The sequence below is a fragment of the Spirillospora sp. NPDC048911 genome (genome assembly GCF_043198015.1).
GTDB lineage: Bacteria > Actinomycetota > Actinomycetes > Streptosporangiales > Streptosporangiaceae > Spirillospora.
Map to the genome: position 1 here is coordinate 192259 of NZ_JBICUD010000010.1, position 25584 is coordinate 217842.

Genomic DNA, 25584 nt, shown 5'->3' on the forward strand with positions numbered 1-25584 from the left:
CTCTTCATGTGGCGGGCTCAGCAGCGGGGCGGCGTTCGTATTTCACGTGGGCCTTCATGAGTTCGCCGGGGTTGGTCTGCGCCGCCATCAGCGACAGCTCGCCGCACAGGACGGTGGCGGCGGCCAGAACGGCCAGGCGGCGGGCGTTCGCGCCGGGCTGGTGCTCGTCGCGGCAGCCCAGGCGAGTGAGGTTGTCGGCGACAAAGCCGTGGTTCTTGGCGCTTCCAGTCGTGCCGACGATGATGTTGGGCAGCGTGCAGGAGAAGTACAGGTCGCCGTCGCGGTCCTCGGCATGGGTGATGCCTTGCGATCCCTCGACGATGTTGGCGGCGTCCTGCCCGGTCGCCAGGTAGAAGGCCAGCAGCAGGTTGGCGTAGTGGGCGTTGGCCGAGCGGATCCCGCCGGCGAGCATGGTGCCGATGAGATTCTTGTGGACGTTGAGCTCGGCGATCTTCGCCGCGGTGGTGTGCAGCCGGCCGTCGACCAGCTCGGCGGGCAGCAGGATCTCGGTGACGACGTTCTTGCCGCGGCCCAGGATGCCGTTGATGGCCGTGGCCTTCTTGTCGGTGCAGTAGTTGCCCGAGATCGAGCCGTAGCGCAGGCCGGGCACCGTGGTCAGGACGTGGTCCATGAGATGGTCACTGGCCAGGGTGACCATGTTGTGCCCGGCCGCGTCCCCGGTGGCGAACTCGAAGCGCAGGAACAACAGGTTCCCGGTGATCTCGTGGTTGAGGTCGATGAGCCGCGCGAACCGGCTGGAGTCGGACGTGACCTCCTGGAGTTGGCCGAACTCGGCCGACAGTTGCTGCACCGCGTTGTGGGCGGTGGGCGCGTCGTCGGCCTCCAGCAGGATCGAGCGGGTCATGCGCTCGTCCACCAGGGTGGCGACGATCCCGTTCTCCACTTGGGCCGACAGACGGGCGCCGCGCTGCGCCGAGGGCCACAACGGGGACTCAAAGGTGGCCAATGGCACTGACACCTGGTCGTTGATGGTGTTGCCGGTGATGTGAATCGGGCCCACCCATTTCATGGGCACGACCGCGGAGCCTTCATCGGTGTGCTCTTCGTTGGCGTGCGTTTCGTTCGTGTCCGTGCTGTTCGTGTCCGTGCTGTTCATGTGCGGGTACTCCTGGTGCTGTAGGGGGCGGGGTCGATGCCACGCGCCTGGCAGAACGCGGCGACCTGGCCGGTCAACAGCAGGTCACAGCAGGTCAGGTCGGCAGGTGTGGGCGTGCCGAGGACGGTCATGAGGCGTCGAAGGGCTTCGAGCCAGTCCGCGATCTCGTCCACCAGCGCGGCCGTCCCCTGCTCGACGAGGACACCGAGGAAGCGGCCGGCCACCCCCACCGCCGTCGCGCCGAGCGCCAGGGCTCGGGCGACGTCCAGGGCAGAGCGGACACCGCCGGACGCGAAGACGCCGATACCGTCGACCCCTGCGGTGTCCAGCAGGCAGCAGGGCGTGGACTGGCCCCAGCTTTGGAGGAACGCGTAGTCGCCGCGGGACCGGCGGTTGTTCTCGATACGGGCGAAGTTGGTTCCGCCGCGCCCGCCGACATCGGCCGCCGCGACACCCAGTTCTCGCAGCCTGCGGACGGTGTTGAGACTGAGGCCGAACCCGACCTCCTTGACGATCACGGGCACCTCGACCGCGGCGGTGATGGTCTCGATGCGGGCGGGCCAGGCGGCGAAATCCCGGTCGCCTTCGGGCATCACGATCTCCTGCAGGGCGTTGAGGTGGATCTGCAGGGCGTCGGCCTCGAGCAGGGCCACGGCCCGCCGCGCCTGGTCGGCGTCGGCGTTGGCGTTGAGATTGGCGATCACCACGCCGTCGGGATTCTCGTCGCGCAGGACGCGGAAGGTACTGGCCAGGCTCGGATCGCGCAGGTAGGCGCTCATCGAGCCGGACGCGATCGGGATCCCCGCCTCGCGGGCCGCCACGGCCAGCTCCCGGTTGATCTTCCCGGTTCCGGCGCTTCCGCCGGTCATGCCGTTGATGTACAGCGGGGCCTGCCACGTGCCTGCGGGCGTCTTGACCGCCAGCTCGACGGAATCGCGGTCGATGCCGGCCAGAGCGTGGTGCACGAAGTTCACCGCGTCGAAGTCGCCGGCCGCGTGGTCGGAGGGCCGGCCGGCGTCCGGGCCGCTGTGCTGCTGGTCGACGGCGTGACGGACGTGGTCGTCCTTACGATTCCCAGTCCCGTCCGTGGCGCCGTTCGTGGTGCCGCTCGTGGTGCGGTCTTCGGTACGGCTTTCGGTGTTGTCCTCGGTCATGCCCGGTCCTGTTCGGTGGGGTGGACGCGCAGGTCGAGTGGCTGGATGCCTTCGCGTTTCCATCGGTCGTGCAGCTCGGCCACCTGGTGCTGCTGGTCGCGGCGCAGCAGGGCGATACCGCAGTCACCGCCGCCGGCGCCCGAGGGTTTGGCCGCCGCGCCGATCGCGTCGGCGGCGGCGCACAGTGCGCGCAGCCGGGGCGTCATCCAGCCCAGCGACATCTGGCGGTCCAGAACGCCCAGCACGTAGCGGGCACATCTGATCTGCTCCTGCATCCGCGTGACATCGCCGTGCGTCAGCCAATAGACCAGGGCTGACACACAATCGGCGCTGACGTTGAAGAACGTGCGGTGACCTGCGGCCCTGTGCTGGTCGCCCAGCAGCCGCCGGACCTGCTCAGTGGTGGCGGCGGGTTCGCCGGTCCAGCCGATCTCCAGATGGGCGTCCACCGGAGTCGGCAGCGGCCGCAATGTCAGCTCGCGCCACGGCGCGTCGAGTGCGGCAGTGATACCGCCGCCGTCTGCGAGGGAGGCCACACTCTGACGGTCGGGAGCGCAGTACAGCAGCCAGCCACCGAAGGCGCTCGCCGCCACATCGCCGCCGGAGGCGTCCGGTGCCACGGCGAGGGTGGCGAGCATCGCCAGCCGGTACAACTCCTCGCGGCCCAGCTTCAGGCGGTGGAAGCGCGCCAGTGCGTCACACGTCGCGACCGTGACCGCTGCGCTGGATCCAAGCCCCAGCTTGCGGCCGTCCGGCGCGGCCAGATCGGTACTGACCGACAGGTGGAAGCAACAGGTGGGCATGCCGCGTTCAGCGACCAGGCGCTCCACGACCCGCACGGCCGACAGCACGTACGAGAACGGTCCGTTCTTGGCGGCCTCGATGCCCGGCTCAACATGCGGCTCGGCCGCCGGTCGGCTGAGCCGTCCGCCAGAACTCCTGCCCGACGGCCGGCGCGGCAGGACGAGCTCTCCCGCGCGGTCGGAGGAAAGCGTGGTGGGGCCGCTCGTGGCGGTCACGGTCACGGTGGCGTAGCGGTCCACCGCCACCAGCACCGCGGGACAGCCCGGCTCCAGGACCGCATACTCTCCCGCGACGAACAACTTGCCGGGCGCCGTGCGGGTGATCATCGCTCATCACCGCCCGGGTGTTCGCTCTGGAGCCGTACGCCGGGACCGGGGCGCGCGAGGTGAACCGACCTGACCGCGTCGATCGCGTCCGCCGTCTCAGCGACGCGGTCGGCATCGGCGCGCGGGCAGAGCACGACGACGTTGGGGCCCGCGTCGGCCGTGGCGTAGGCGGCCACGTTGTCGGCTCGCAGCGCGTCCACCGCGTCCAGCACCGCCAGCGAACCCGCCGACAGATAACGCACGGCCGGACGCGCGGCCAGCATCGCGGCATGCATGCCCAGCGCATTGCCCTCGGCGATCGCGCCGATCGCCGGCAGGTCCCCGCGAGCCAGCGCGTCCCGCATCCGCTCCAGATCCGTGGCGCTGGCCTGGGCCCAGGCCCGATACAGCGGGGACGTGGCCACCGTGTGCCGCATCGCCTCCCGGCTCGGCACCTTCTTGGAACCCGCGTCGGTCACAGCGACCACCAGGACCAGATCGAGGGGCCCGACCGGCACCGGCTCGGCGAACGAGCTCACATCACCCGCACTGCCGTCCCCGCTGCCCGCGTGCCACTGGACGAATCCGCCGAACACCGAACGGCACGCCGAGCCCGACCCCCGCCGAGCCAGCCGCGACAGCGCACGGCCGTCCAGGTCGAGCTCGTAGGCCGCCGCCGCGGCGGCGGCCAGCGCCGCGAATCCGGCCGCCGACGACGCCAGCCCGGCCCCGGTCGGGACCTGGTTCACCGACTCCACCACCGCACGCTCCCGCCGGCCCGCCAGCCTCCGGACCAGGTCCAGAAATGCCTGGACCCGCTCAGCAGCGGCGCCCCCGGCCGTGTCGCCGTTCAGGGTGATCATGTCCGTGGACGCCTGGGGAGCGAGCGTGACGTGGGTGGTGGTCGCGAAGATGTCCAACGTCACCGACAGGCTGCCGGTGACCGGCAGCGCCAGCGACTCGTCCCGCTTGCCCCAGTACTTCACCAGCGCGATGTTCGGATGCGCCACGGCCGTGACACCCGCGCGAACATCCACCGATCCTTGGCTCAGCATGATGCGCCCCCCAACTCGACGGGCCACGTCCGCGCCGCTCCCGCCTGCTCCATCGCCTCGCACAGATGGGCGGCGTCGTCGCGGGGGTCGGCGAGCGCGATGACGCAGCCGCCCAGCCCGCCGCCGGTGACCTTCGCGCCCAGCGCCCCGGCCTCGATCGCCGCCGCCACCAGCCGATCGATCTCCGGAGTGTTCACTCCCAGCCAGGCGAGCACGTCGTGGAAATCGAGCATGCGCTGCCCCAACGCCGCGACGCGGCCCGCGGCCAGGTCGTCGACAGCCCCCCGCACCAGCCACGCGGCCCGTGCCAGTGTTTCCTCAGCGGACCTCGGATCGGCTGCCAGACGCGCACGGACGCGGTCCACCGCCTTCCGGGTACCGCCCGGCACCCCGGTGTCGGCCACGACCACCACCGCGTCTACTCCGACGGCGAGCGGGCGAGCATCCCCGTCCTCGAACCAGATCGGCCCGCGGGCGACCACCGCGCGGGCATCGACGCCGCTGGCCCGGCCGTGCGCCACACGTTCGCTCTTCTGGACCAGTTCATGCAGCGTTTCCGCGTCCACCGTCTCGCCGTGCAGGTCGGCGGCCGCACGCACAGCCGCCGCGGCGCAGGCGGCGCTGGACCCCAGACCCCGCCCGGACGGAATGGCACTGTCGAGCGTGAACTCCAGACCGTCATCGACCGCGACTTCCAAGTCCGGCTTCCCTTGCGTCCTCGCGCCATCACGCCGCACCCGAGCCGAGGCTGAAACAGCCAGCGCGGGAATGGGAACCGCGATCGCCGGCGTCCCGTAGACCACGGTGTGCTCACCCAGCAGAACCGCCTTACCGTGAGCGACACCGACACCGACACGTTCGTCCGAGACGCTCATCGACCCGCACACCACGACCACTCCGAAGCAGAGAATCGGTTTCGACTTCGCCGGCGGTACTGCCGACGTCCCTGAGGGATGACCCCGCGCGCACCCTGACCAACACGATCCGCCGAGGAGATGTGTCGCGCTTTACCCCGGTGTCGCGCCTTCCGCTCTGACCAGCCACCGAAGCACAGGGTCGTCGCAGACCTCGATCTGCCAGGAACTCGCTGTCATCGATGTGTGTTGTGGCTGGCGAGACACCGGCGGCACCGGCGGCCCGACTTCATCACAGTCGGTCTTGGAATGGACGACCATTGCCGGTGAGTGCGAGCAGGGCCCAGATGTCGGCGAACACCGGTGCGTCGAACAGCAGGGGCCGGGGAGCGACCTGGTCGGGGAGGGCCGTGTAGCCGCCGTCCGATTCCTGGCGGCGCAGCAGGTGGGTGATGCCACGGCGGATGACTTCGGCCTGTTCATCGATGGCCGACAGGGCGAGCAGCGAGTAGGCGGTGCTGGCGGTGTCACTCGGGTCACCTGGCCGGTAGCCCCATCCGCCGTCGTCGTTCTGGGCGGAACGCAGGAAGCCCAGGGACCGGTTCCGCGCTCGCTGGATCTCGTGGTCGAGGTTCGAGGCTTGCGGGTGCGGCAACGATCGGAGCGCCCACATCGTTCGCCAGATCGTGTTCGACTCGCTCAACGACCAGCTTCGTTCGAAGGTCCCATCCGGTCGCTGTGCCTTGAGCAGGAAGTTCGCCGAACGGCCGAGCAGATCGGCGTGGCGCTGCGGAAGGAAGCCCAGCGCGCAGGTGGCTCCGGCGGTCATTCCCACTTCGGGCGGATCCCCGGCCACGTAGGTCGGCAGGCCGCCGTCCAGGCCCGCCATCCCGGCCAGATACCGGCCGGCCCGGTCGAGGCAGGACCGGTGGCGGACGGGATCGGCGACGGCAAGGAAGGCGGTCGCGTAGGAAGTCGTGTCCACATCGCTCTGCGACGTACCTTCGCCGAACGGCCAGCCGCCGTCCGGCAGTTGCTGTCGCTCCAGGTAGTCGCCCATGCGCTGGAGCAGGTCCGGTTCGGCTCCTGCCCTGGCCAGGGCGAGACCGGCGGGGCCACTGGCGAAAACGGCCAGGTCGGCGATGGCCGGCATTCCCCCGTCGCGGTTCTGGCGTGCGACCAGTTGCTCGGCGCCCTCGGCCACCACCCGATGGCCGGGCGTGGACGTGCTGATCGCGAGGAGCCCCAGCACATTCGCTGTCATGTGGTTCTCCCAGACACCGTCGGGGCCGGTATCGAGGAGCCGCACCAACTGGTCGCATTCGGCGGCATCAGCGAGGTCCGGCCGTGCCAGACCAGAGGCGATCAGTACGCGCAGGCTGAGCCCTATCAGGTTCACCCAGCGCACCCGGCTGTTCGGGTGGATCTTGTCCGGCCGCATTCCCTCGTCGAAGGGAATGGCGCCGACGACCGCCAGGCACGCGTCGAGCAGCAGCCGCTTACGCTCCGTCGTGAAATGATCGAAATCGCCGAGCAGGTCGTCGTGAACGGCTTCGGCGTCGGCGGACCGCCCGTGGAGAAGCGCGTCACACAGGGCACTGTCGAATCGTGTCGTCCGCACTCCGGTGTCGCTGAGATAGCCGGCGAGGCGGTCCTGAGCCGCCGGATGCAGGCGCTCGCGGCGCAGCAAGCTCAACATCAGTGCCGATTCCAGGACTCTGCTGGCACAGCCGCCGGGTGCCGCGCCTGTCGTGCCGATCTGCCGGGCAAGATGGTCGACCAGCCGTCGCCGCGCTGACTCCATCACGCTCACTCCTCGCCGCGACGCGCCGCGACCAGTCCGAGCCGTACCGCGGGCTTGACCGTCATCCGGAAAGGGTCCAGGGCGATCGCCCTGCGGGCCTGCCCCTCCGGGAGCCGGACGGGCAGCCGGCGCGACCACGACGCGAGCCGCATCCTGGTCAGGCCGGGCCGGCCGCGGAGGCGGCCGGGCGACAACACGCGCTGGCCGTCGACCTCGCCGAGACCGGCCGTGAACAGCGGAAGCGCGGGGAGCCTCGACCGGTGCCGGCCGACCTGGACGGTGGCCACCGGTCCGTCGTCATCGGTTACCTCGACCATGCCGTCTTCCCACCTGAAGGTGGCCAATTGTTTCGGCAGCCCCCAGATCCGCCGGCCCCCCAGCTGCGACGCCCGGTCATCGACCCAGATCAGGTGAACGAACAGGCCCAGATGGCGACCGCGCCGCGCCATCGTGCCGACCGCGAACTCGTCGTAGCGCAGCGTCCCCTCCAGGTAGCGGATCAGCATCAGGGCGGTGAGCGCGGGCCGGACCGGCGTGAGGTCGGCCGGCAACGCCGGAGCCGGCTCGGCCCTGAAGAAGCCCGTCCACATCCGGCCCCTCGACCGCCAGGGCGGCGGCGGGTAACCGCTCTGATGGGGATCGTTCATGGTCAGCCGTCCTTCCACCTCGTGGAGCCGGTCCCGCCGACGGCGGTGTAGCCGCCGTCGGCATAGAGCACCTGTCCGGTGATGTAGCGGGCGTCATCCGAGCACAGGAAGGCCACCACGCCGGCGATGTCGCCGGGGACTCCGAGCCTGCCGAGCGGTAGTGCCCCACCCCGGCGCTGGACGACCGCCGCATCGCCGAAGTCCGATGCCGTTCCCTCGGTATGGATCAGCCCGGGCCCGACGGCGTTGCATCGGATTCCCAGCGGCCCGAACTCGACCGCGGCCTGCCGCGTCAGCGTCTCCAGCGCGGCCTTGGACGCCGGATAGATGCCCACCTTCGGTGTGGGCGTGTGCGCGGTCACCGAAGACAGGTTCACCACACATGCCCCCTCGGTCATCGTGGGGACGAACGCCTGCATGAGCAGGAGCGGCGCGAGCAGATTGGTGTCGATCACCTCCCGCGCCTGTTCCGGCCGTACGTCGGCAAGTGGGCCATATCGCCAGATTCCAGCGTTGTTGACCAGTGCTCGGCACTCGCCGACCCGCTCTGCCAGCCGAGTCACGGCCATCGGGTCGGTCACGTCGCCCACGAACGGCAGGGCATCGGACCCGGCGCACGCGCGCTCCAGTGCCGGGCCGTCGCGGTCGACCGCCGTCACCTGGTAGCCGTCCTGGATCAGCCGCAGGAGGATCGCCCGCCCGATGCCGCGAGCCGCACCGGTGACCACCGCCCGCGGCGCCGCCGTCCCGCTCATCGCCGCACCCGTACGGGCAGGCTCGTCCGGCCGCGGAGCAGGAAGCTGGACAGGTATCGCGGCTCGTGATCGACCACCTCGATTCCGCGGGTCCGCTCGGCCAGCACCTCCAGCGCGATGCGCGCCTCCATCCGGGCCAGCGCGGCGCCGACGCAGGCGTGGATGCCGTGGCCGAAGGCGAGTTGCCTGCGCAGGCCGGTCCGGTCGGGGGCGAACCGGTCCGGATCAGGGAAGACCGATTCGTCCCGATTAGCCGAGGCGAACGAGACCAGGACGGTGGCTTCGGCGGGCAGTCGCACGCCGGCGACCGTCACGTCACGGGTGACCCGGCGAAGCATCTGCTGGATCGGGCTGGCCAGCCGCGCCATCTCCTCGACCAGCGGTTCCGCGCGGTCAGGGGTGCGGCGCAACCGGTCCCATTCGAGCGGGTGCGCCGCGAGGAGCGCCATGCCCTCCGCCAGGAGCCGTGTGGTCGTCTCGTTTCCGGCCGCGAGCAGCTGACGGACCAGGCCGATCAGTACCGCCGACCGTTCGTCGTCGGCGGGCTCCGCGGCGTCGACCGCGCGCACGAGCCCGGTCAGCAGGTCCTCGCCGGGACGCTCACGCCGCCGCCGGCATTCGTCCATCAGCACCGCCTCGAACTCCGCGAGGTCGCGCTCGGCGGCGATCCATTCGGAGCCGTCGGCGGAACCGCCGATCGTGCCGGTCATCGCGCTGGTCCAGCGGCGAACCGAACCCCGGTGCGCCTCGTCCAGCCCCAGCACCTCGGAGATCACGAAGACCGGCAACGGGATCGCGAAGCGCTCGACGAAGTCGGCCTCGTCGGGGAGAGCGGTGGCGAGGTCCGTGGCGACGGCCCGTACCCTGCCCTCCATCCAGCCGAGCGCCCGTGGTGTGAACGCCTTGTTGACCATCCGCCGATAGGTGTCGTGTTCTGGCGGGTCATTGCTGAGCATCGGGCTGGTCGCGAGCCGCGCCGCCCGCAGCCGCGTCACCTCGTCCCGCACCTCGTCCGGCGGCGTGGTCCGCTTCCGGACCCGGGAGGAGTAGACCTCCGGATCGCTCAGGACGGCACGCGCGAGGTCCATCGTCGCCACGAAATACCAATTGCGTCCTGGCACGCGACATACGGGAGCGTCCCGGCGCATTGCCGCATACCAGGGATAGGGTCGCTGCTGAAAATCGGCACTATCGATATCCAGGCACGACAGATCTATTTCGGTCATGACGACCTCCAGAAGGTCCACATGGCCCTGCGTCTACATTAGGCAGACCGGAAGATCATTTCAAAGCCGCAGTTCTGCAAGGCGGCGCAGGATGTGGATCGGCGGCAATTTTTGCATGACAATGGGCCATGAGTACTTTGCAGGCGGAGATCACGACCTGGGCGAGGGAATTTCAGTTGATCTCCGATGACACTGCATGCCGGCGGCTGGCGGACATGCGGATCGAGCGTTTCGCCGAACGAGCACTTCCCGAAGCCGGCAGGGCCGACCAGGTACTGATCGCACAATGGACGGCCTTCATCTGCCTGGTCGACGACGAGCTGGACGTCACGCCCATGGGCGGGCGGCCCGAGCAGGTGGGGTCCGCGATGCACCGGCTGGTCGATGTGCTGGAACAGGATGGCCACGACGAGGTCCGTTCTCCCGCTGAGACCGCGCTGGCGGACCTGTGGCGGCGCACGGCCCCGCGCATGACCGGTGGACTGCGTGATCGTTTCATCGCGCACTACCGCGACTTCGTGGAAGCGACCCACGAGGAGGCCCTCGCGCGGGCTTCCGGCACCCGGCTGTCGTTGAGCCGCTACCTGCGACAACGTCATCGCAGCATCACCGCTCACCCGATGCTGGACCTCGTCGAGAGCACATATCCGGTGTCCCTGCCCGATGAGTGGCACTCCCGGTCGGCTGTCCGCGCACTGCGGGACGCGGCGGTCGACACCGTCGGATGGGTCAATGACCTCGTCTCGGCCGGTCCCGAGCTGACTCGAGGACAGGACAACCTCCTGACCGTCCTCGCACGCGAGCGTGGCTGCTCATACGCGGAGGCGAGGTCCACGGTCGTGGCCATGCTCGGCGAGAGCCGGCGCAAGTTCGATCAGGCGGCCGCCGAGCTGTCCCAGACGCCGGACGGACGGCGGTATGCGGCGTCCCTGTGTTCGTATCTGGACGCCGTGCTGAGCTGGCTGAGCGAGACCGCCCGCTTCGAGCAGACCGAGGATCTGATGGCGTACGGCCCCTCGCTCCTCGAGGCCGACAGGGAAAGCGGTCCCTGAAGTCATGATCAAATTGATGGCGCTGCTCACCAAGCTGCCGGAACTGACGCTGGAGCAATTCGACGCGCACTGGCACCGGCCGCATGGCGATCCGCTTACTCTGGCGATCCCGCTGATCCGCCACGCCGTGCAGAACGCACGGCTCGCCGCGGCCGAGGATCTCACCGATGCACCATTTCACGGCATCGCCGAAATCTGGCTGGACAATATGGCGGCGGTGCGCGGCCTGCCTTCCGATTCCGCGTATCTGGCGGCGGTGGCGGATCAGAAGTTCTTTATGGACGCCGGAAAACTACAGTTCCTGTGCACCCTGGAGACATCGGTCGACAATGCCGCCGTGCCCGCCGGTCCGCCCGCCGTCAAGCTGATCCGGCTATTTCGCGGTGAGGTCGCCCCAGGCCCCGCCGGGCTTGAGGCCGGCCCGCCCGACCCGCCCGACGTGGCGGATCGAGAGCGGGGGCGCGCTGTGGGTGCCGTCGGGCACACGTGGTCCCGATGCATCCCGATCGGCGACGGAGGCGAGGACGAGGACGGGAACGGGGACGGGGAAACGCCCGCTTTCGACGCGATCCGCGAGCTGTGGTTCCCCGATCTCGGCGCGCTGCGGGCGGCCCCGGCACGCGACCCGGTCGCCTGGGACGCCCTGTGCATGCCCACCGGAGCCGATCCCGGCTCTTCCAATACCTACGTGGCCACTGAGCGCAGGCTGCGGTGAGCTTCGCTGGAAAGGACCACCATGGCAGGAAGGCAGGCTCTGGACGCGGTCATCGTCGGTGCCGGGCTCTCTGGCCTGTACATGCTCCACAGGCTGCTCGGCCAGGGGATGTCCGCCCGGGTGTACGAGGCCGCGCCGGAGGTGGGCGGGACGTGGTATCTGAATCGCTATCCGGGCGCCCGCTGCGACGTCGAGAGCTTCGACTATTCCTACTCCTTCGATGAGGATCTGCAGCAGGAGTGGAGCTGGAGCGAGCGCTATCCCGCGCAACCGGAGATGCTGCGGTACCTGAGGCACGTCGCGGACCGGTTCGAGCTGCGTCGCCACATCACCTTCGGCGCTCGGGTGCGCGCCGCGCACTACCACGATGGCTGCTGGACGGTACGCACCGAGCGGGGTGAGGAGGCCGTCGGCCGCTTCTGCATCATGGCCACCGGGTGCCTGTCGATTCCGAAGGAGCCGGACATTCCCGGGCTCGGCGAGTTCGCCGGAGAGGTTCACCGCACGATGGACTGGCCCGCACACATGGACCTGTCCGGTCAGCGTGTCGGCGTGGTGGGCACCGGGTCGTCGGGCGTCCAGGTGATCCCGATTCTGGCCGAGCAGGCTCGCCATCTGACGGTGTTCCAGCGCACACCAGCCTTTTGCGTGCCCGCCAACAACGGCCCCCTCGATCCTGGAACCGAACGCGAGGTCAAAGCGGCCTATGCCGAGCGCCGGCGGCACAACCGCAGGTCGCAAGTGGGGTTTGTGCGTGACGACAACCCGCGGGCCGCCTTCGAGGTCGGCGAGCGGCAGCGCCGGGACGAGTACGCCCGCCGATGGGAGATGGGCGGCTTCGCTCTGCTCGGTGCTTTCGCGGACCTGCTGACCGACCAGCGGGCCAACGACACTGCGGCCGAGTTCATTCGCGCCAAGATCCGCGACACGGTGAACAACCCCGACGTCGCCGAACGCCTGCTGCCTTGGGGTTACCCCGTGGGGGCCAAACGCCTCTGCGTCGGGACCGGCTACTACGAGACCTTCAATCGCGACGACGTCACGCTCGTCGATCTGGCCAAGGCGCCGCTGGAGACCGTGACGGCCGCAGGGGTACGTACCCGGGAGCGCGAGCACCGGCTGGACACCCTCGTCCTGGCGACCGGATTCGACGCCATGACCGGTGCGCTGGAACGCATCGACATCCGTGGCAGAGACGGCTTGGCGCTCGCCGACAGATGGGCGCACCGGCCGCACAGCTACCTCGGGCTGGGTGTCGCGGGCTTTCCGAACCTGTTCATCATCGCCGGGCCGGGCAGCCCTTCGGTCCTCACGAACATGGTCACGGCCATCGAGCAACACGTCGAGTGGACGGCGGACTGCCTCGCCTACCTCCGCGGCCGTGGTCATCGCAGCATCGAGCCGGCCATCGAGGCCGAGGACGCGTGGACGGCGCACCTCGACGAGGTCGCCGGCCAGACTCTCTTCCCGCGAGCCCCGTCCTGGTACACGGGTGCCAACGTGCCGGGGAAACCGCGGGTCTTCATGCCGTACGCCGGCGGGCTGGCGACCTACGAGGAAACGTGCCAGGACGTCGCCGCGCAGGGCTACCGAGGCTTCATCCTCACCTGAGCCCGATCCGGACGGGAGATGGTCCGATGTCCCTGGACGAAGCCTCGGCCGCGCTCCTGGCCACGCTGGCCGAGCTGGGAGGCAAGCCGCTGCACGAGCTGAGTCCACACCGGGCGCGGGAGCAGGCTGCCGGGCTCAAAGAGCTCTACGGCCCTGGTCCTGAGATGGAACGGGTAGAGGAGCACATCACCGGTCCGGGCTCGACGCCGATCCGGCTGCTGGTCCCCAACGATCAGCCGCGTGGACTCGTCGTGTACTTCCACGGCGGTGGCTGGATGACCGGGACGATCGACGAGTTCGACACGCTGGGCAGGCAACTCGCCGAACGGACCGGCTGCGCCGTCGCGCTCGCCGGATACCGGCTCGCTCCTGAACACCCCTACCCGGCGGCGGTCGACGACGCGTGGTCCGCATTGCGATGGCTCGACGGGAACGCCGAACGGCTCTTCGACGTCCGGCTCCCGCTCATCGTGGCCGGAGACAGCGCCGGCGGGAACCTGGCGGCGGTGATGGCGCACCGAGCCCGCCGCGCGGGGACGCCCCGAATCGCGCTGCAGATCCTCATCTATCCCATCACCGACTGCGACCTGGAGACCGCCTCGTACGCCGATCCGGAGAACGAGCAGCTCCTCACCAGGAAGGCCATGGCCATGTTCTGGGACAACTACGTGCCGGACACCTCCATGCGACGCGCCGCCGACATATCACCGCTGCGGGCCGCCGATCTCACCGGGCTGCCGCCCGCCGTGGTGCTCACGGCCGAGCACGACGTGCTCCGGGACGAGGGCGAGGCTTACGCCGAACGCCTGAGGGCCGCCGGGATCGTAGTGACGCATCGGCGCTTCACCGGTCAGATGCACGGCTTCTTCACGATGGTCAACGTTCTTCCGGGCAGCGCGGCCGGACTTGACCACGTCAGCGCGGAGATCGACATGCGGCTCCGCGATCTGGAATCACGTCCCTGAGGTGGCAGACAGAAGCGTGACATGTTCCGAAAGCGCGACAAATCCGGACGGACATCCACGTTGGCAGGTGCCGCCCAGGGGTTAAGGACTAAGAGCCCCGTCGACCGGCCGCAAGGCGCCGGTCCAAGGGACACCGTGTGTCTGAGCCAGGCAATGAGACCGCGGCGATGGCGCTGTGAGAGGAGTCATGACGTGACCTACGTCATTGCGGAGCCCTGTGTGGACCTGCTCGACAAGTCGTGCATCGACGAATGTCCGGTCGACTGCATCTATGAGGGCAAGCGGATGCTTTACATCCACCCGGACGAGTGCGTCGACTGCGGCGCCTGTGAGCCGGTCTGCCCGGTCGAGGCCATCTACTACGAGGACGACACACCGGAGCAGTGGAAGGACTACTACAAGGCCAACGTGGAGTTCTTCGACGACCTCGGCTCGCCGGGCGGCGCCTCCAAGGCCGGGAAGATCGACAAGGACCACCCGCTCGTGGCGGGGCTGCCGCCGCAAGAGCACGACGAGTGATCCCGAGAGCCTGATGCCATCACGGCTGTGATCTTCTTATGCGTCGGCGGGTGCGGATGCGCTGTGGTGGGCTCGGTCGTTGCCGATTTTTCCTGGTTGGGCTTCGACCAGGCTGCCGAGCCCTTGCGCGTAAATGATGCCGGACCACCACTGTTCCATCACCAGGAGGCTGAACGCCGTGACGAATTCTCTGCTGAAGTGTGTGCGGTGGCCGGCTCCCACGAGGATGGCGTGGTGTTCGCAATAGTCCTCGTCCATGTGTGCCAGGAACTCCGCGGGGGTGATGGCCTTGTGGAAGAGCAGCCGGGGAATGATGAACTGCCATTCGACGGCTTTCATGGGGAGGACGCCGGCTTCGACGGCGTCGACGATCGTGCTGTGTATCTTGACGCGACCTCGGTGCCGTCTTCCCCTGACCGTGAGATCGTAGGACAGTTCCCGGCGGGGCACGGAAATGCGTGTCGAGGTATCAGGCATGGTGGGCCGCAGGTCGTTCGTGTAGCAGTCCGCGAGCTGGCAGGACCGGTACGGGTCGAGCTCCTGAAGCTGGGCGCAGGCGTCGGCTGCGATCGCATAGTAGCGCCACACATCGTGCCGGTGATTGCACATGTTCCAGACGTTCACCCCGAGCGTTATCGCCGTCATGGAGAAGCGTTCGTCCCGGATGCCCGCGTCTGGAGTCAGATGCGCGTTGAGCATCCACAGGGCGCGTTCGTAGCACGCGCCGAGCGCGTCGGTGGACAGCGATCCGCGGGTCAGCGTCAGCACGCTTTGCGCGCACTCGCCGAAGCGGAGGTCGGGGCCGAGGTCGGCCCAGTCGTTGACCAGCCCGCTCACCATCATGTCGTCACGACCGATCTCTCCGGGGACACAGGAGAGGTAGTGGCCCCAGATCGCTGAATCGCAGGCCTTGAAGTCACGCCAGCGGTCTCGGTCTTCGAACACCCAGGCGGTCGCCCCGGCCGTCGGCACCGAGCGAAGGGTCGTCTCACTGTTGCGTTTTTCGTCGAAGTACGCCAGGTCGCACATCATGTGCGCCCTTCGCGCCTTCAGGTCCGCGGGCAGGTTCGGCATGTCCCACATGCACACCAGATCCCGCAGGATGTTGTTCGGGTGCTCGCTTCCGACGCGATCCCAATTATATTCGAGATAGAAATCGAAGGTCAGGCACGCCAGGTAATCCTGACGCCAGTCTCCGTATTCGCCGGTGCTCAACCCGCCGAGCCACCCGCCGGAGGCGAAGGTCGGATAGGCCGCGGTCCCGCAAAGGCCGTATTCGTTCGTCACCTGCAGCCACGAGGGCTGGGCACAACCGGCGAGCCCTGTGGATTTGGTGCTGCTGCCGTCGTTGGCGCCCGCCCGTGCTCGCCCAAGGATTTCCCTGGCCAGTCCGGTCTCGCCGTGCACGGTCACCGGCCACACCGGCCCCGTTCTCGGCGGCCTATTTGAATTATTCTTCTTGTCTTCGGTGCGGATCTCGTTGATGTCGGCCAGGAGAGCGCACCCGTTCTCGATGACCTCGCTGCATTCCCGACTTCGATCCTCGTATTCCTGGCCGAAGACTCCGGGGTCCTCTCGCATCAGGCACCGAAACGACTGCGGATCGTAGCTCCATTCGATCTCGGACGCGCCGGCGTCGCTGGCTTCGTACAGCCTCTTCCGCAGCCGCCTGATGTGTTCAGCGAATGGCGACCCCGAAATGGCCGCCCTGTACTGAAGTACGTCGAGCAGAGATTCGCCGAACGTCGGGGCGGTCTGCCCAGCATGAACACGCTCGGCCAGCTCGGGCGTTCCACCGAGGGCGCTTCCATCCTCGTCCTTGCGCGTCACGTCACGTTCCCTTCGAGTGCCGGGCGGAGCGGCCGGGGGAGCTTGCTCCCTCCAGAATGCGCGGTTGCCCACCGGCGTTCAGGGACTGCGCTTGAGCGATGTGTCGCGCTTGGCCACCACGTCGCGCTTGAAAGGGAAGTGGAGGTCAGGAGGATGTTGCGGGGGCGGGGCCCAGTGCTTGGATCGCGGCGTCGATCGAGGTGGTCAGACGCGCTGGGTCGTGGCCGGCGCGTTCGCGTACCCGCAGACCGAGCACCGTGGTGAACAGCAGTTCCACGGTGGCGTCGATGTCGAGGTCAGTGGGCAGTTCGCCATCGCGACAGCCCTGGTGCAGCAGTGATCGCAGTGCTTGCCGGGTGACCTCGAAGGCGGCCTCGGTCCGCTGACGGGCTTCGGCGTCGGCGGTGCCGAGTTCGGTGGCGGTGTTGACCACGAAGCAACCTCGTCCGGACTCTCCGTCGGACGGGCAGGAGACCAGCCACAGCAGCCAGTCCCGCAGCACTTGGCGGACCGGACGGCCGGCGCCGTCCAGCCGCTGCTCGGCCTCGGCGGAGTCGGTGGCCCGGTAGTGGTCGAGCGCGCGCAGGAACAGCGTGTGCTTGTCGGTGAACGTCCGGTACAGACTGCTGGGAGTGAGTTCGAGTTCGGCGCCCAGATCGCGCACCGAGGTGGCGTTGTAGCCGCGGCGCCAGAACAGGTCGGTCGCCCTGACGACCGCGTCCTGCTCGTCGAATTGTCGGGGACGTGCCATGCCCGTCACTCTACCGAACTTGTGGAGCGATCGTTCCCGTACTAGGGTCCGTCAAGTATGGGAGCGATCGCTACCAAATGAGGGGTGCCCATGACGACCAAAGAGCAGACCACAGCCGAGCCGGCCGGCCGGCGAGCCCCGCAGCGGAGTCACTGGCCGGCGGTCACCGCGGTGGCCTTGGGAACGTTCCTGCTGGTGACCGCCGAGCAACTGCCGATCGGGCTGCTGACCGCCGTGGGGTCGGCGCTGTCGGTCTCCGAGGGGACGGCCGGGCTGATGGTGACGGTGCCCAGCCTGGTCGCCGCCGTCGCGGCGCCGCTGGTTCCGGTGCTCGTCGGCGGGATGGACCGGCGGCTTCTGCTGCTCGGCCTGATGGGGCTGATGACGCTCGCCAACGTGGTCTCCGCCCTGGCACCGAGCTTCACCGTGCTGGTGTCCTCCCGGGTGCTGGTCGGGGTGGCGATCGGCGGCTTCTGGGCCGTCGCCAGCGGCCTGGCCGTCCGGCTCGTGGCCCCCGCGAACGTGCCCCGGGCCACCGCGATCATCTTCGGTGGTGTCGGAGCCGCGAACGTGTTCGGCGTCCCCCTCGGCACGCTGCTCGGCGAGTTCTCCGGCTGGCGCATCGCTTTCACGACGCTGAGCGCCCTCGCGCTCGTCGCGTTGCTCGCCCTGCTGGCCGTGCTGCCGCCGCTGGCCGCCTCCCAGCCCGTCCGCCCTCGGCTGCTGGCCGAACAGTTCCGCAACCCAGGCGTACGCGTCGGCATTCTCGCGACGTTCCTGATCGTGACCGGCCACTTCTCGGCCTACACCTTCGTGAGCCCGGCCCTGCAGAAACTGTCGGGCATCGACGAACGACTCGTCGGCCCGCTGCTGTTCGGATTCGGCCTCGCGGGCATGGTCGGCAACTTCATCGCCGGCGCGGCGCTGGCACGTCACCCGCACCGGACGGTACTGATCATCACCGTGACCCTGGCCGCCGCGATGCCCCTCTACGTGCTGCTCGGCCGGGGCCCCGTCGGCGGGGCCGCACTGTTGATCGCCTGGGGCCTGGCCTTCGGCGGCGTGTCGGTCGGCCTGCAGACCTGGATGATCAAGACCGCGCCACAAGCAGTGGAAGCGGCCTCCGCCCTGTGGGTCGCGGTGTTCAACCTGTCGATCGGCCTCGGCGCGCTGACCGGCGGCGTCATTGTCGACTCGCTCACCCTCCAGGCCGTCCTGTGGCTCGGCGGCGCCTGCGCATTGGCCGCCGCACTGGCGGTCTGGAGCGCCCGCACCAACGAGAACCTGCGATGACCTGGTGAGGCGGGCGACCTCGGTCGTGGTGCCGGTCCGCAGCTCTCAAGCTGACGACTGGCAGGCGGCCGGGTTGGGCACTGGCCACGGGGCTAGTACCTGCGGGGGAACGGGCGGGAACGGGGTCCACCTGCGTGGGGGAGGCGTGTGGCAGGGGTGATCGCAAGTATTGCAGGGCCAGGTCAAACCCCCCTTGAGGAGCATCAGATGAGCACGATTGTGAACCTGCCGGCCGCCCCGGTCCGCTCGGCGCGGGCGAAGCCGAGGTCGCCGTTCCGTACGGTGCCGGGTGTGCCGCGGTGGGCCGTGTGGGCGGCGCATGCGGCGGCGTTGGCGGCCGTCCCCTCGGGGCTGTGGCGGTTGCCGATGGCGTGGGGGAACTCGATGGGCTTCGACCAGGAGTTCATGGACGCGCTGCAGGCACCGGGCTGGGGCTCGGTCTACGTGGTCGTGCTGGGTCTGCTGACCGAGGTCTTCGCGTTCCTCACTCTGGGCCTGATTCAGCCGTGGGGTGAGAGATGGCCGCGCTGGGTGCCGTTCGCCGGAGGCCGGCGCATCAGGCCGTTGGCGGTGATCGTCCCGGCTGCTGTCGGAGTGGCGGGGGTGACGCTGTACGACGTCGGCTACATCTACACCACGTTCTTCGCCAACGCCGACCAGCCCACGGGGGCGGCGCTGTGGCTGATGAACGCCTGCTACGCCCCGATGCTCGCCTGGCCGCCGCTGCTGGCCGTGGTCACCGTCCACTACTGGCGGCGCCGCGAGACCGAGGCAACGGCCTAGAGCCAGCCGGCGTCGCGGGAGATGCGGATGGCATCGATGCGGTTGCGGGCGCCGACCTTGCTGATCGCGTTCGACAGGTAGTTGCGGACGGTGGCCTGCGACAGCGACAGTTCGGTCGCGATCTGGGTCACCGGCACGCCGGTCGCGGCGACGCGCAGGACCTCGGTCTCGCGGGCGGTGAGGGGGCTGCTGCCGGTTTCGAGGGCGGCGGCCACCAGGTCAGGGTCGATCACCCGTTCGCCGCGGGCGATGCGGCGGATGCCGTCGGTGAGGTCCCGCGCGGGGGCGTCCTTGACGATGAAGCCCTGGACGTGGACCTTCAGCGCCCGCAAAAGGTTGCCGGGCTGGCTGAGCCCGGTGAGGACGAGGGTGCGGCAGCCGGGCAGCTCGTCGTAGAGGTGCTCAGCCGCCGTCAGCCCGTCCAGCCCGGGCATGTCGATGTCCAGCACCGCGACGTCGGGCCGCACGCGCAGTGCGGTGGCGACGACCTCGTCCCCGCGTTCCAGCTCGGCGACGACCTCCATGTCGTCCTCGAGCGTCAGCAGCGCGACGAGCGCACCGCGGATCATGTGCATGTCCTCGGCGATCAGGACGCGGATCACAGGGCCTCCTCGGGGACCTCGACCTCGGGAACCTCGACGCGGAGCCGGAACCGTCCGTCGCGGACCGTGGCCGACGATGTTCCCGAGACCGCGCGGGCCCGTTCGGCGACGCCGGACAGGCCCGAGCCGTGCTCGGCCGTCTCGCGGACGCCGTCGTTGACGATCTCCAGCCGCACGGTCCCCTGATGGCGCGACAGGCTGATGGCGCAGGACTGGGCCTGGCTGTGCCGCAGCAGGTTGGTGGTTCCCTCGCGGATCGCCCAGGCCAGTGCGCTCTGGACGGGAACGGAGAGCGCCGGCAGGTCGGCCACGTCCAGGCGGGTCTGGACGCCCGCGGCGCCGAGCAGGGCGGCCGCCCCGTCGATCTCGGTGCTCAGCGACACGGCGTGCTCGTCACGGGTGATGGCGCGGGTGTCGCGCAGCGCCTCCCGGGCCACCTCGGTCAGGCTCTCGATCTCGGCGCGGGCGGCGGCGGTGTCCCTGGCGAGCAGCCGCAGCGCCAGGTCGCCCTTGAGGGAGATCGCCGACAGGCTCTGGCCGAGCAGGTCGTGCAGGTCGCGGGAGAGCCGCACACGTTCCTGCCCGACGGCGTTGACGGCCAGCTCGGTCCGGGTGGCGTACAGCTCGTTCACCAGCCGCACCAGCCGCGTCCCGCCGATCAGCGCACCCGCGTACAGGACGGGCATGACGACGTTGTAGACGCCGATGACGATGACGAACGCGGTCGTGGATCCGGACATGGACAGGGCGCCCAGCACGCCGACCAGTTCGGTGATGAGCAGTTGCACGCCTGCCAAGGCCCACCTGGCCCAGCCGCGCAGCAACATCGCCGAGACGATGACGAAGATGCCCAGCGCCTCCCAGTCCTGCCCGAACCACGGCAGCGGGACGTTGACCAGAACGGCGAGCGCGGTGAGGGTCCAGGGCCATGCCGTGGGGAGCTCTCCGCGGGCGGCGTGCAAACTGTGCCGCAGCTGCAGGGCTCCGATGGCGGCCGCCATCGGGACGGTGAGGAGCGGGCTGTGCTTCGTGCCGTCGCTCAGGCCGATGGTCGTGTAGAACGGCGCCTGGGCGGTCAACAGCACGATCAGCGCGATCAGGGGCCAGTGGGGGCGCCGCATCACCCAGGCCGGCGGGATCATGCCGCTCACGCGGCCACCTCGATCGTCTCGGCCGAGTCGCCGGTGCGCAGCTCCAGCTGGACACGGCCGCCGCGAGCGGAGACCGTGATCACGCACGTGCGGGCCGTGTGGTCGCGCAGCAGGCGGGTGACCGTGGAACGCAGAGCCGCCCGCGGCCGATCGTCGATCGTCGCGGGGATCGGGCCCTGCGGCAGGTCCAGGCGGGTCGTGATGCCGGCGGCCGACAGCAGCGCGGCGGCGGTCTCCAGCTCGGCGCGCAACGACGGCCGCCGGTAGCCGCGCACGCGCTGTCTCGCGTCGGCGAGGGTGGTCCTGGCGTCCTCGGAGAGCCTGGTCATCTCCACCGCGAGACGGTCTTGATCACCGCGCGCGAGCAGGTCGCGGCTCCGTTCTCCCCGGGCGGCGATCGCCGCCAGCGCGGCACCCAGCGTGGAGCGCAGGTCGTCGTCGATCCGGCGGCGTTCCTGCGCGACCGCCTGCTGAGCCAGCGCCTCCCGGGCCGACTGCAGGCGGATGAGCGCCGCCGCCAGCCAGACCAGCAGAAGCAATGCCGTACTGCCGGACATCAGGGTGAACCAGACCCATGGGACCTCCGTCCATGCCAGCCCCAGCTCGTAGCCCACCGGGCCCGACGCCAGGACGAGCACAGCGCCCGCCGGGTAAGACCAGCGGCTGGGCAGCACCAGGACGGCCGACACGACCAACGCCACGTAGGCCCGCACCCACGTGCCCCCGGCCAGCGGCGTCGCACCGAGGATCACGACCGCCATGGCCGCCAGGCTCCAGAGCCCGGCCGGCGGTCGAGCGCCACGGGCCGCGTGCCAGAGATGACGCATGTGAAGCGGCAGGTAGGCCGCGGTCGCGGCCAGGCTCCAGAGTGCGGCGCGGGTGCCGCCCGGATATCCGAAGGCGAGGGCCACCTGCACCGTGGGGAACAGCGCGCTGCAGGCGACCGCGCCGCCCGGCGCCAGCCGGACGACGCGGTCGAGATTCCAGCGCTGCTCGGCCCCGTCCACCACCCGTCCTCCCATTTCGGACGACCAGGGTAGAGGCTGCGGCACGGTGACGTCCGCCGGCGGCCAGCGCCGGGCCGGTACGAGCAGGAAGGTCATCAGGCGACGGGCGCCTCGTATCGCAGCACGACGCTGTCCGAGCCGTCGAGCCTGCGGATCTCCGCGAGCCGCAGCCGGCCCGACGCGCCGGTGAAAACGGGCGTACCCGTGCCCAGCGCCGCGGGGCCGACGACCAGGTGCAGCTCGTCCACCAGGCCCGCCTGGAGGAGCGCGTTCCAGGTGATCCGGCTGCCGAAGGTCACCAGGTCGCCGTCGGCCTGCTGCTTGAGCTCCTTGACCCGGGACTCCGCCTCCGCGCGCCCGATCACCGTGGTCTGCTCCGACCAGGGCGCGATGTCGTCGGACGTGAGCGAATCGGAGATCACGTTCACCTTGATCCGCCCGTAGATCCCGCCGAACTCCTGGTGCACCGCCGGGGCCTCGGGGTTGCCCGCCTGGGCGGGCCAGAATCCCATGAACATCTTGTAGGAGTCGGCACCGAGCAGGAGCGCATCGGCCGCCCGTAGGCGTTCCAGGTTGTAGGCATCGAACGCGGCGTCCATCTCCAGCACGAGCGGGTTGCCGTCGCTGTCGGCGTAATAGCCGTCGAGGGACATGATGTTGCAGACCACCAGCTTGGCCATGGGGTGCTCCCTGCGATGAGGTTTTCGTGGCCCCCATACCTTTGTCGCGCTCGCGGCCCGTCAGTAGATGCAAATGTCACGAGGAGCATCGTGAATTTCGCGAGACCGGTCTCCAGGGGGTCAGCGGCGCGGCAGGGTGGCCAGCACCAGGTTGGGGTCGGTGGCGGTGGTGTAGGCGGCGCTGAGCACGTAGACGGTGCGGCCGCGCACGGCAACCGAGGTCGGGTTCTGCAGCCCGGCGGCAGCCGTCAGGCCACCATGGCCGGCATCATCCAGCGCTGTCGCCCCACTGGAGTGGGGTGGGTCAGGCGTTGGCCGGGGCGACCGGTTCGCGGTCGGTGGGGGTCACGCCGGCGGCGATGACGTGCTCGATCACCCGGTCGAGTTTGGTCAGCGCCGCGTTCAGTTCCTGGATGCGTTCGGCGATGCGGGCCCGTTCACTCATGATCGTGTCCAGCATCTGCTGGGTCGCCATTCCCGTGGACACGCAGGGCAGCAGGTCGACGATCGCCCTGCTCGGCAGGCCGGCGGCGTAGAGCTGCTGGATCAGCCGCACGCGGTCGACGGCCCCCTCGGGATACTCGCGCTGCCCGCCGGACGTCCGGGACGACTCCAAGAGCTCCTGCTCCTCGTAGTAGCGCAGGGCCCGGACGCTCACTCCCGACCGGGTGGCGAGTTCACCGATGCGCATCTCGCGGCTCTCCGTCCCTCAGATTTGCAGCTGACGTCAACGTCAGGTTCTAGCTTAGTCCCGCAGGCCTGGAGGAGCGAATCCCCTCTGACCGGCACGGTCGTGCACCCCACGGCCGTCCGAACCGATCCGGCCCCGGTGGCCGGTGATCATTCAAGGAAGCACAGCATGGACATCGCTGGATCGATCGCACTGGTGACCGGCGCGAACCGCGGCATCGGCCGTCACTTCGCCGCGCAGCTCCTGGAGCGGGGCGCCAAGAAGGTGTACGCGACCGCCCGGCGCCCCGAACTCGTCGACCTGCCGGGCGCGCAGGTGCTCCGCCTCGACATCACCGACCCGGCGTCGGTGCGGGCCGCGGCCGAAGCCGCCCAGGACGTCACGCTCCTGGTGAACAACGCCGGCATCGCGACCGGAACGAACCTGGTCACCGGTGATCTCGACGGCATCCGCCGGGAGATGGACACCCACTTCTACGGCACCCTCCACATGGTCCGCGCCTTCGCGCCGATCCTGGCCGCGGGCGGGGGAGGGGCGATCATCAACGTGCTGTCGGCGCTGTCGTGGTTCTCCCATGACGGGGCGAACGCCTACGCGGCGGCGAAGGCGGCCGAGTGGAGCCTGACCAACGGCGTCCGGCTCGAACTGGCGGGCCAGGGCACGCTGGTCACCGGCCTGCACCTGGGAGCCGCCGACACCGACCTCATGGCCGACTACGACGGCGACAAGATCGACCCCGCCGAGGTCGTCCGCGCCGGGCTCGACGGCGTCGAACGCGGCGCGTTCGAGGTCCTCGCCGACGAGTGGAGCGCCCACATCAAGGCGTCCCTGGCCGACGACCCGAGCCGGTTCTACACGCAGGCGCACCCAGCGGCCTGACCCATCGGACACTGCTCAGGACGTGTGGCCTGGCGGGGTCCAGCGGGGGTCGCGGCCAAGGAGCGCGACGATGGTGTCCATCTCCGAGTTGGCCGGATCCTCGCCGAAGGGCGGACGGTAGGCACCGCCAGGCTGGTTCAGCGGACTGCCAGGGGCGGTGTTGGCGCGGGCGAGCGGCAACGCGGCCTGCTCCAACGCGGCCGGTACGGTCAGCGGGACCTGAAGTGCACGGGCCAGGTCCCAGCGGTGGACGAGCATGTCGACGACGTGAACGCCGAGTACCCATTCGGTCGAGACGGGTCCCCGGCTCGGGAGGTTCAAGGTCGGACCAGTGGTCTGGAGCGCGACCGACCAGCGCGCCGCGATGCGAGCGAAGTCAGCGCGCGGGTCGTCGTCCTCCTCGCCGAGCGGGCCGAGCATGGTCTGCGCGACGGCGTCGTGGCGTTCGTTCATGTGGCGGAGCAGATCCGCGACCGTCCAGCCCTCGCACGGGGTCGGCCTGGTCAGTGCGGAGTCGGCGATCAGAGCCACGTCATGGCCGATCAAGGCGAGTGCGGTCGCGTCCAGGCGCAGCAGTTCGGTCACGTTCATGAGAGCCCTCCGAAAAATAGCGAACGAACGTACGCCAAAATAGCGTACGTTCGTTCGCTATGCTTGGCCGCATGTCTCCTCGTCACTCGGCGCACGAAGCGGAGCGGACGCGGGCGCGGATCGTGCGGACCGCGGTGCACGAGGCGTCCCGGCTGGGCCTGGAAGGGTTGACGGTCGGGTCGCTGGCGCAGCGTCTCGACATGAGCAAGGCCGGGCTGATCGGGCCCTTCGGCTCCCGCGAACGGCTGCTCGAGGCCGCGCTCGACCAGGCCGGCGCCGTCTTCCGCGCGGCGGTCCTGGAGCCGTTGGACGACCTGCCGCCCGGCCGCCACCGGCTCGAACGGCTGATCACGTCCTGGGTGGACTACCTGGCCGACTGCCCGTTCCCCGGCGGCTGCTTCGTCACCGCGGCGTCCTCCGAACTCGACGGCCGCCCCGGCCCGCTGCGCGACCGGCTGCGAGGCATCGTGGTCGCCATGCGCGCGTCACTGGCCACCGAGGTCGCCGCCGCCCAGGCCGAGCTGCCCGGACCGCATCGGCCGCCCGACGAGGTCGTCACCACCCTGATCGGGCTCTCCATGGCCGCCAACCAGGAGATCCAGCTCCTCCAAGACCCATCGGCCGCGTCCCGCGCCCGGACGGCGATGTGCCACGCGGCCGGCCTCGACCGCTGACCCTCGGCGATGGCCGGTCTCCGGACCGATGCAACCGATCGGGCGGTCGGCGGCATTAGGAGGGTGTGG

General features: G+C 69.6%; 26 protein-coding genes. 9 read left to right on the forward strand and 17 right to left on the reverse strand.

Annotated elements, in window-relative coordinates:
- Positions 1 to 4 precede the first annotated feature (4 nt).
- The 9 genes from ACGFNU_RS37730 to ACGFNU_RS37770 all read right to left on the reverse strand — a co-directional run bounded on the left by ACGFNU_RS37730 (position 5) and on the right by ACGFNU_RS37770 (position 9583).
- Positions 5 to 1117 (reverse strand): hypothetical protein, encoded by a 1113-nt coding sequence (locus tag ACGFNU_RS37730; protein WP_392601369.1) that lies wholly within the window; start codon positions 1115 to 1117, stop codon positions 5 to 7.
- A complete protein-coding gene (gene fni / locus ACGFNU_RS37735; protein WP_392601370.1) occupies positions 1114 to 2271 on the reverse strand; it encodes a type 2 isopentenyl-diphosphate Delta-isomerase in 1158 nt (385 codons plus the stop codon). The genes ACGFNU_RS37730 and fni overlap by 4 nt, the downstream gene beginning before the upstream one ends.
- On the reverse strand, positions 2268 to 3401 hold the full coding sequence (locus tag ACGFNU_RS37740; RefSeq protein WP_392601371.1) for a phosphomevalonate kinase: 1134 nt from the start codon (positions 3399 to 3401) through the stop codon (positions 2268 to 2270). Before ACGFNU_RS37740 ends, fni begins: the two co-directional genes overlap by 4 nt.
- Positions 3398 to 4435, reverse strand: coding sequence for a diphosphomevalonate decarboxylase (gene mvaD / locus ACGFNU_RS37745; protein WP_392601372.1), 1038 nt, complete (start codon positions 4433 to 4435; stop codon positions 3398 to 3400). Before mvaD ends, ACGFNU_RS37740 begins: the two co-directional genes overlap by 4 nt.
- Positions 4429 to 5310: a mevalonate kinase gene (mvk, locus tag ACGFNU_RS37750; protein WP_392601373.1), complete on the reverse strand. Its 882-nt coding sequence runs from the start codon at positions 5308 to 5310 to the stop codon at positions 4429 to 4431. Before mvk ends, mvaD begins: the two co-directional genes overlap by 7 nt.
- A gap of 271 nt (positions 5311 to 5581) precedes the next feature.
- Positions 5582 to 6979, reverse strand: a complete 1398-nt coding sequence (locus ACGFNU_RS37755) for a prenyltransferase/squalene oxidase repeat-containing protein (RefSeq protein ID WP_392601374.1) — start codon at positions 6977 to 6979, stop codon at positions 5582 to 5584.
- A 119-nt stretch (positions 6980 to 7098) separates the two neighbouring features.
- Positions 7099 to 7740, reverse strand: a complete 642-nt coding sequence (locus ACGFNU_RS37760) for an acetoacetate decarboxylase family protein (RefSeq protein ID WP_392601375.1) — start codon at positions 7738 to 7740, stop codon at positions 7099 to 7101.
- 2 nt (positions 7741 to 7742) lie between these two features.
- Positions 7743 to 8495, reverse strand: a complete 753-nt coding sequence (locus ACGFNU_RS37765) for an SDR family NAD(P)-dependent oxidoreductase (protein ID WP_392601376.1) — start codon at positions 8493 to 8495, stop codon at positions 7743 to 7745.
- Complete coding sequence (locus ACGFNU_RS37770) at positions 8492 to 9583, reverse strand: cytochrome P450 (RefSeq protein WP_392601377.1); 1092 nt, start codon at positions 9581 to 9583, stop codon at positions 8492 to 8494. The genes ACGFNU_RS37765 and ACGFNU_RS37770 overlap by 4 nt, the downstream gene beginning before the upstream one ends.
- Positions 9584 to 9936: 353 nt before the next feature.
- Here ACGFNU_RS37770 and ACGFNU_RS37775 point away from each other — a divergent pair, with 353 nt between their 5' ends.
- The 5 genes from ACGFNU_RS37775 to fdxA all read left to right on the forward strand — a co-directional run bounded on the left by ACGFNU_RS37775 (position 9937) and on the right by fdxA (position 14583).
- A complete protein-coding gene (locus ACGFNU_RS37775) occupies positions 9937 to 10773 on the forward strand; it encodes a terpene synthase family protein (RefSeq protein WP_392601378.1) in 837 nt (278 codons plus the stop codon).
- 16 nt (positions 10774 to 10789) lie between these two features.
- A complete protein-coding gene (locus ACGFNU_RS37780) occupies positions 10790 to 11488 on the forward strand; it encodes an EthD domain-containing protein (protein ID WP_392601379.1) in 699 nt (232 codons plus the stop codon).
- Positions 11489 to 11509: 21 nt separating this feature from the next.
- On the forward strand, positions 11510 to 13099 hold the full coding sequence (locus ACGFNU_RS37785; RefSeq protein WP_392601380.1) for a flavin-containing monooxygenase: 1590 nt from the start codon (positions 11510 to 11512) through the stop codon (positions 13097 to 13099).
- A gap of 26 nt (positions 13100 to 13125) precedes the next feature.
- Positions 13126 to 14064 carry an alpha/beta hydrolase gene (locus tag ACGFNU_RS37790; protein WP_392601381.1) on the forward strand — a complete coding sequence of 313 codons (939 nt, stop codon included), beginning with the start codon at positions 13126 to 13128 and terminating at the stop codon, positions 14062 to 14064.
- A gap of 192 nt (positions 14065 to 14256) precedes the next feature.
- Positions 14257 to 14583, forward strand: coding sequence for a ferredoxin (gene fdxA, locus ACGFNU_RS37795; RefSeq protein WP_392601382.1), 327 nt, complete (start codon positions 14257 to 14259; stop codon positions 14581 to 14583).
- A 36-nt stretch (positions 14584 to 14619) separates the two neighbouring features.
- Here the strand turns inward: fdxA and ACGFNU_RS37800 are convergent, their stop codons facing one another.
- Entirely contained in the window at positions 14620 to 16413 is a 1794-nt protein-coding gene (locus ACGFNU_RS37800; RefSeq protein ID WP_392601383.1) for a hypothetical protein, read from the reverse strand.
- Positions 16414 to 16558: 145 nt separating this feature from the next.
- Positions 16559 to 17164, reverse strand: coding sequence for a TetR/AcrR family transcriptional regulator (locus ACGFNU_RS37805; RefSeq protein ID WP_392601384.1), 606 nt, complete (start codon positions 17162 to 17164; stop codon positions 16559 to 16561).
- 90 nt (positions 17165 to 17254) lie between these two features.
- Between ACGFNU_RS37805 and ACGFNU_RS37810 the strand changes: the two genes are divergently transcribed.
- A complete protein-coding gene (locus ACGFNU_RS37810) occupies positions 17255 to 18457 on the forward strand; it encodes an MFS transporter (RefSeq protein WP_392601385.1) in 1203 nt (400 codons plus the stop codon).
- Positions 18458 to 18664: 207 nt separating this feature from the next.
- Complete coding sequence (locus tag ACGFNU_RS37815) at positions 18665 to 19240, forward strand: hypothetical protein (RefSeq protein WP_392601386.1); 576 nt, start codon at positions 18665 to 18667, stop codon at positions 19238 to 19240.
- On the opposite strand, the gene ACGFNU_RS37820 is transcribed toward ACGFNU_RS37815, so the two are convergent.
- From ACGFNU_RS37820 to ACGFNU_RS37840, 5 genes are all read right to left on the reverse strand, one after another.
- Positions 19237 to 19842, reverse strand: a complete 606-nt coding sequence (locus tag ACGFNU_RS37820) for a DNA-binding response regulator (RefSeq protein WP_392601387.1) — start codon at positions 19840 to 19842, stop codon at positions 19237 to 19239. The genes ACGFNU_RS37815 and ACGFNU_RS37820 overlap by 4 nt on opposite strands.
- Positions 19839 to 20984: a sensor histidine kinase gene (locus tag ACGFNU_RS37825; RefSeq protein ID WP_392601678.1), complete on the reverse strand. Its 1146-nt coding sequence runs from the start codon at positions 20982 to 20984 to the stop codon at positions 19839 to 19841. Before ACGFNU_RS37825 ends, ACGFNU_RS37820 begins: the two co-directional genes overlap by 4 nt.
- Positions 20985 to 20989: 5 nt before the next feature.
- Positions 20990 to 22096 carry a hypothetical protein gene (locus ACGFNU_RS37830; protein WP_392601388.1) on the reverse strand — a complete coding sequence of 369 codons (1107 nt, stop codon included), beginning with the start codon at positions 22094 to 22096 and terminating at the stop codon, positions 20990 to 20992.
- Positions 22096 to 22680 (reverse strand): dihydrofolate reductase family protein, encoded by a 585-nt coding sequence (locus ACGFNU_RS37835; RefSeq protein ID WP_392601389.1) that lies wholly within the window; start codon positions 22678 to 22680, stop codon positions 22096 to 22098. The genes ACGFNU_RS37830 and ACGFNU_RS37835 overlap by 1 nt, the downstream gene beginning before the upstream one ends.
- A 304-nt stretch (positions 22681 to 22984) precedes the next feature.
- On the reverse strand, positions 22985 to 23371 hold the full coding sequence (locus tag ACGFNU_RS37840) for a MerR family transcriptional regulator (protein WP_392601390.1): 387 nt from the start codon (positions 23369 to 23371) through the stop codon (positions 22985 to 22987).
- 168 nt (positions 23372 to 23539) lie between these two features.
- Between ACGFNU_RS37840 and ACGFNU_RS37845 the strand changes: the two genes are divergently transcribed.
- Positions 23540 to 24250: an SDR family oxidoreductase gene (locus ACGFNU_RS37845; protein ID WP_392601391.1), complete on the forward strand. Its 711-nt coding sequence runs from the start codon at positions 23540 to 23542 to the stop codon at positions 24248 to 24250.
- Positions 24251 to 24265: 15 nt separating this feature from the next.
- Here the strand turns inward: ACGFNU_RS37845 and ACGFNU_RS37850 are convergent, their stop codons facing one another.
- The gene (locus ACGFNU_RS37850) at positions 24266 to 24841 is read right to left on the reverse strand and encodes a TIGR03086 family metal-binding protein (RefSeq protein ID WP_392601392.1); all 576 of its coding nucleotides are present in this window, start codon (positions 24839 to 24841) and stop codon (positions 24266 to 24268) included.
- A gap of 71 nt (positions 24842 to 24912) precedes the next feature.
- On the opposite strand from ACGFNU_RS37850, the gene ACGFNU_RS37855 reads away from it, so the two are divergent.
- Positions 24913 to 25515 carry a TetR/AcrR family transcriptional regulator gene (locus tag ACGFNU_RS37855; protein ID WP_392601393.1) on the forward strand — a complete coding sequence of 201 codons (603 nt, stop codon included), beginning with the start codon at positions 24913 to 24915 and terminating at the stop codon, positions 25513 to 25515.
- Positions 25516 to 25584 lie beyond the last annotated feature (69 nt).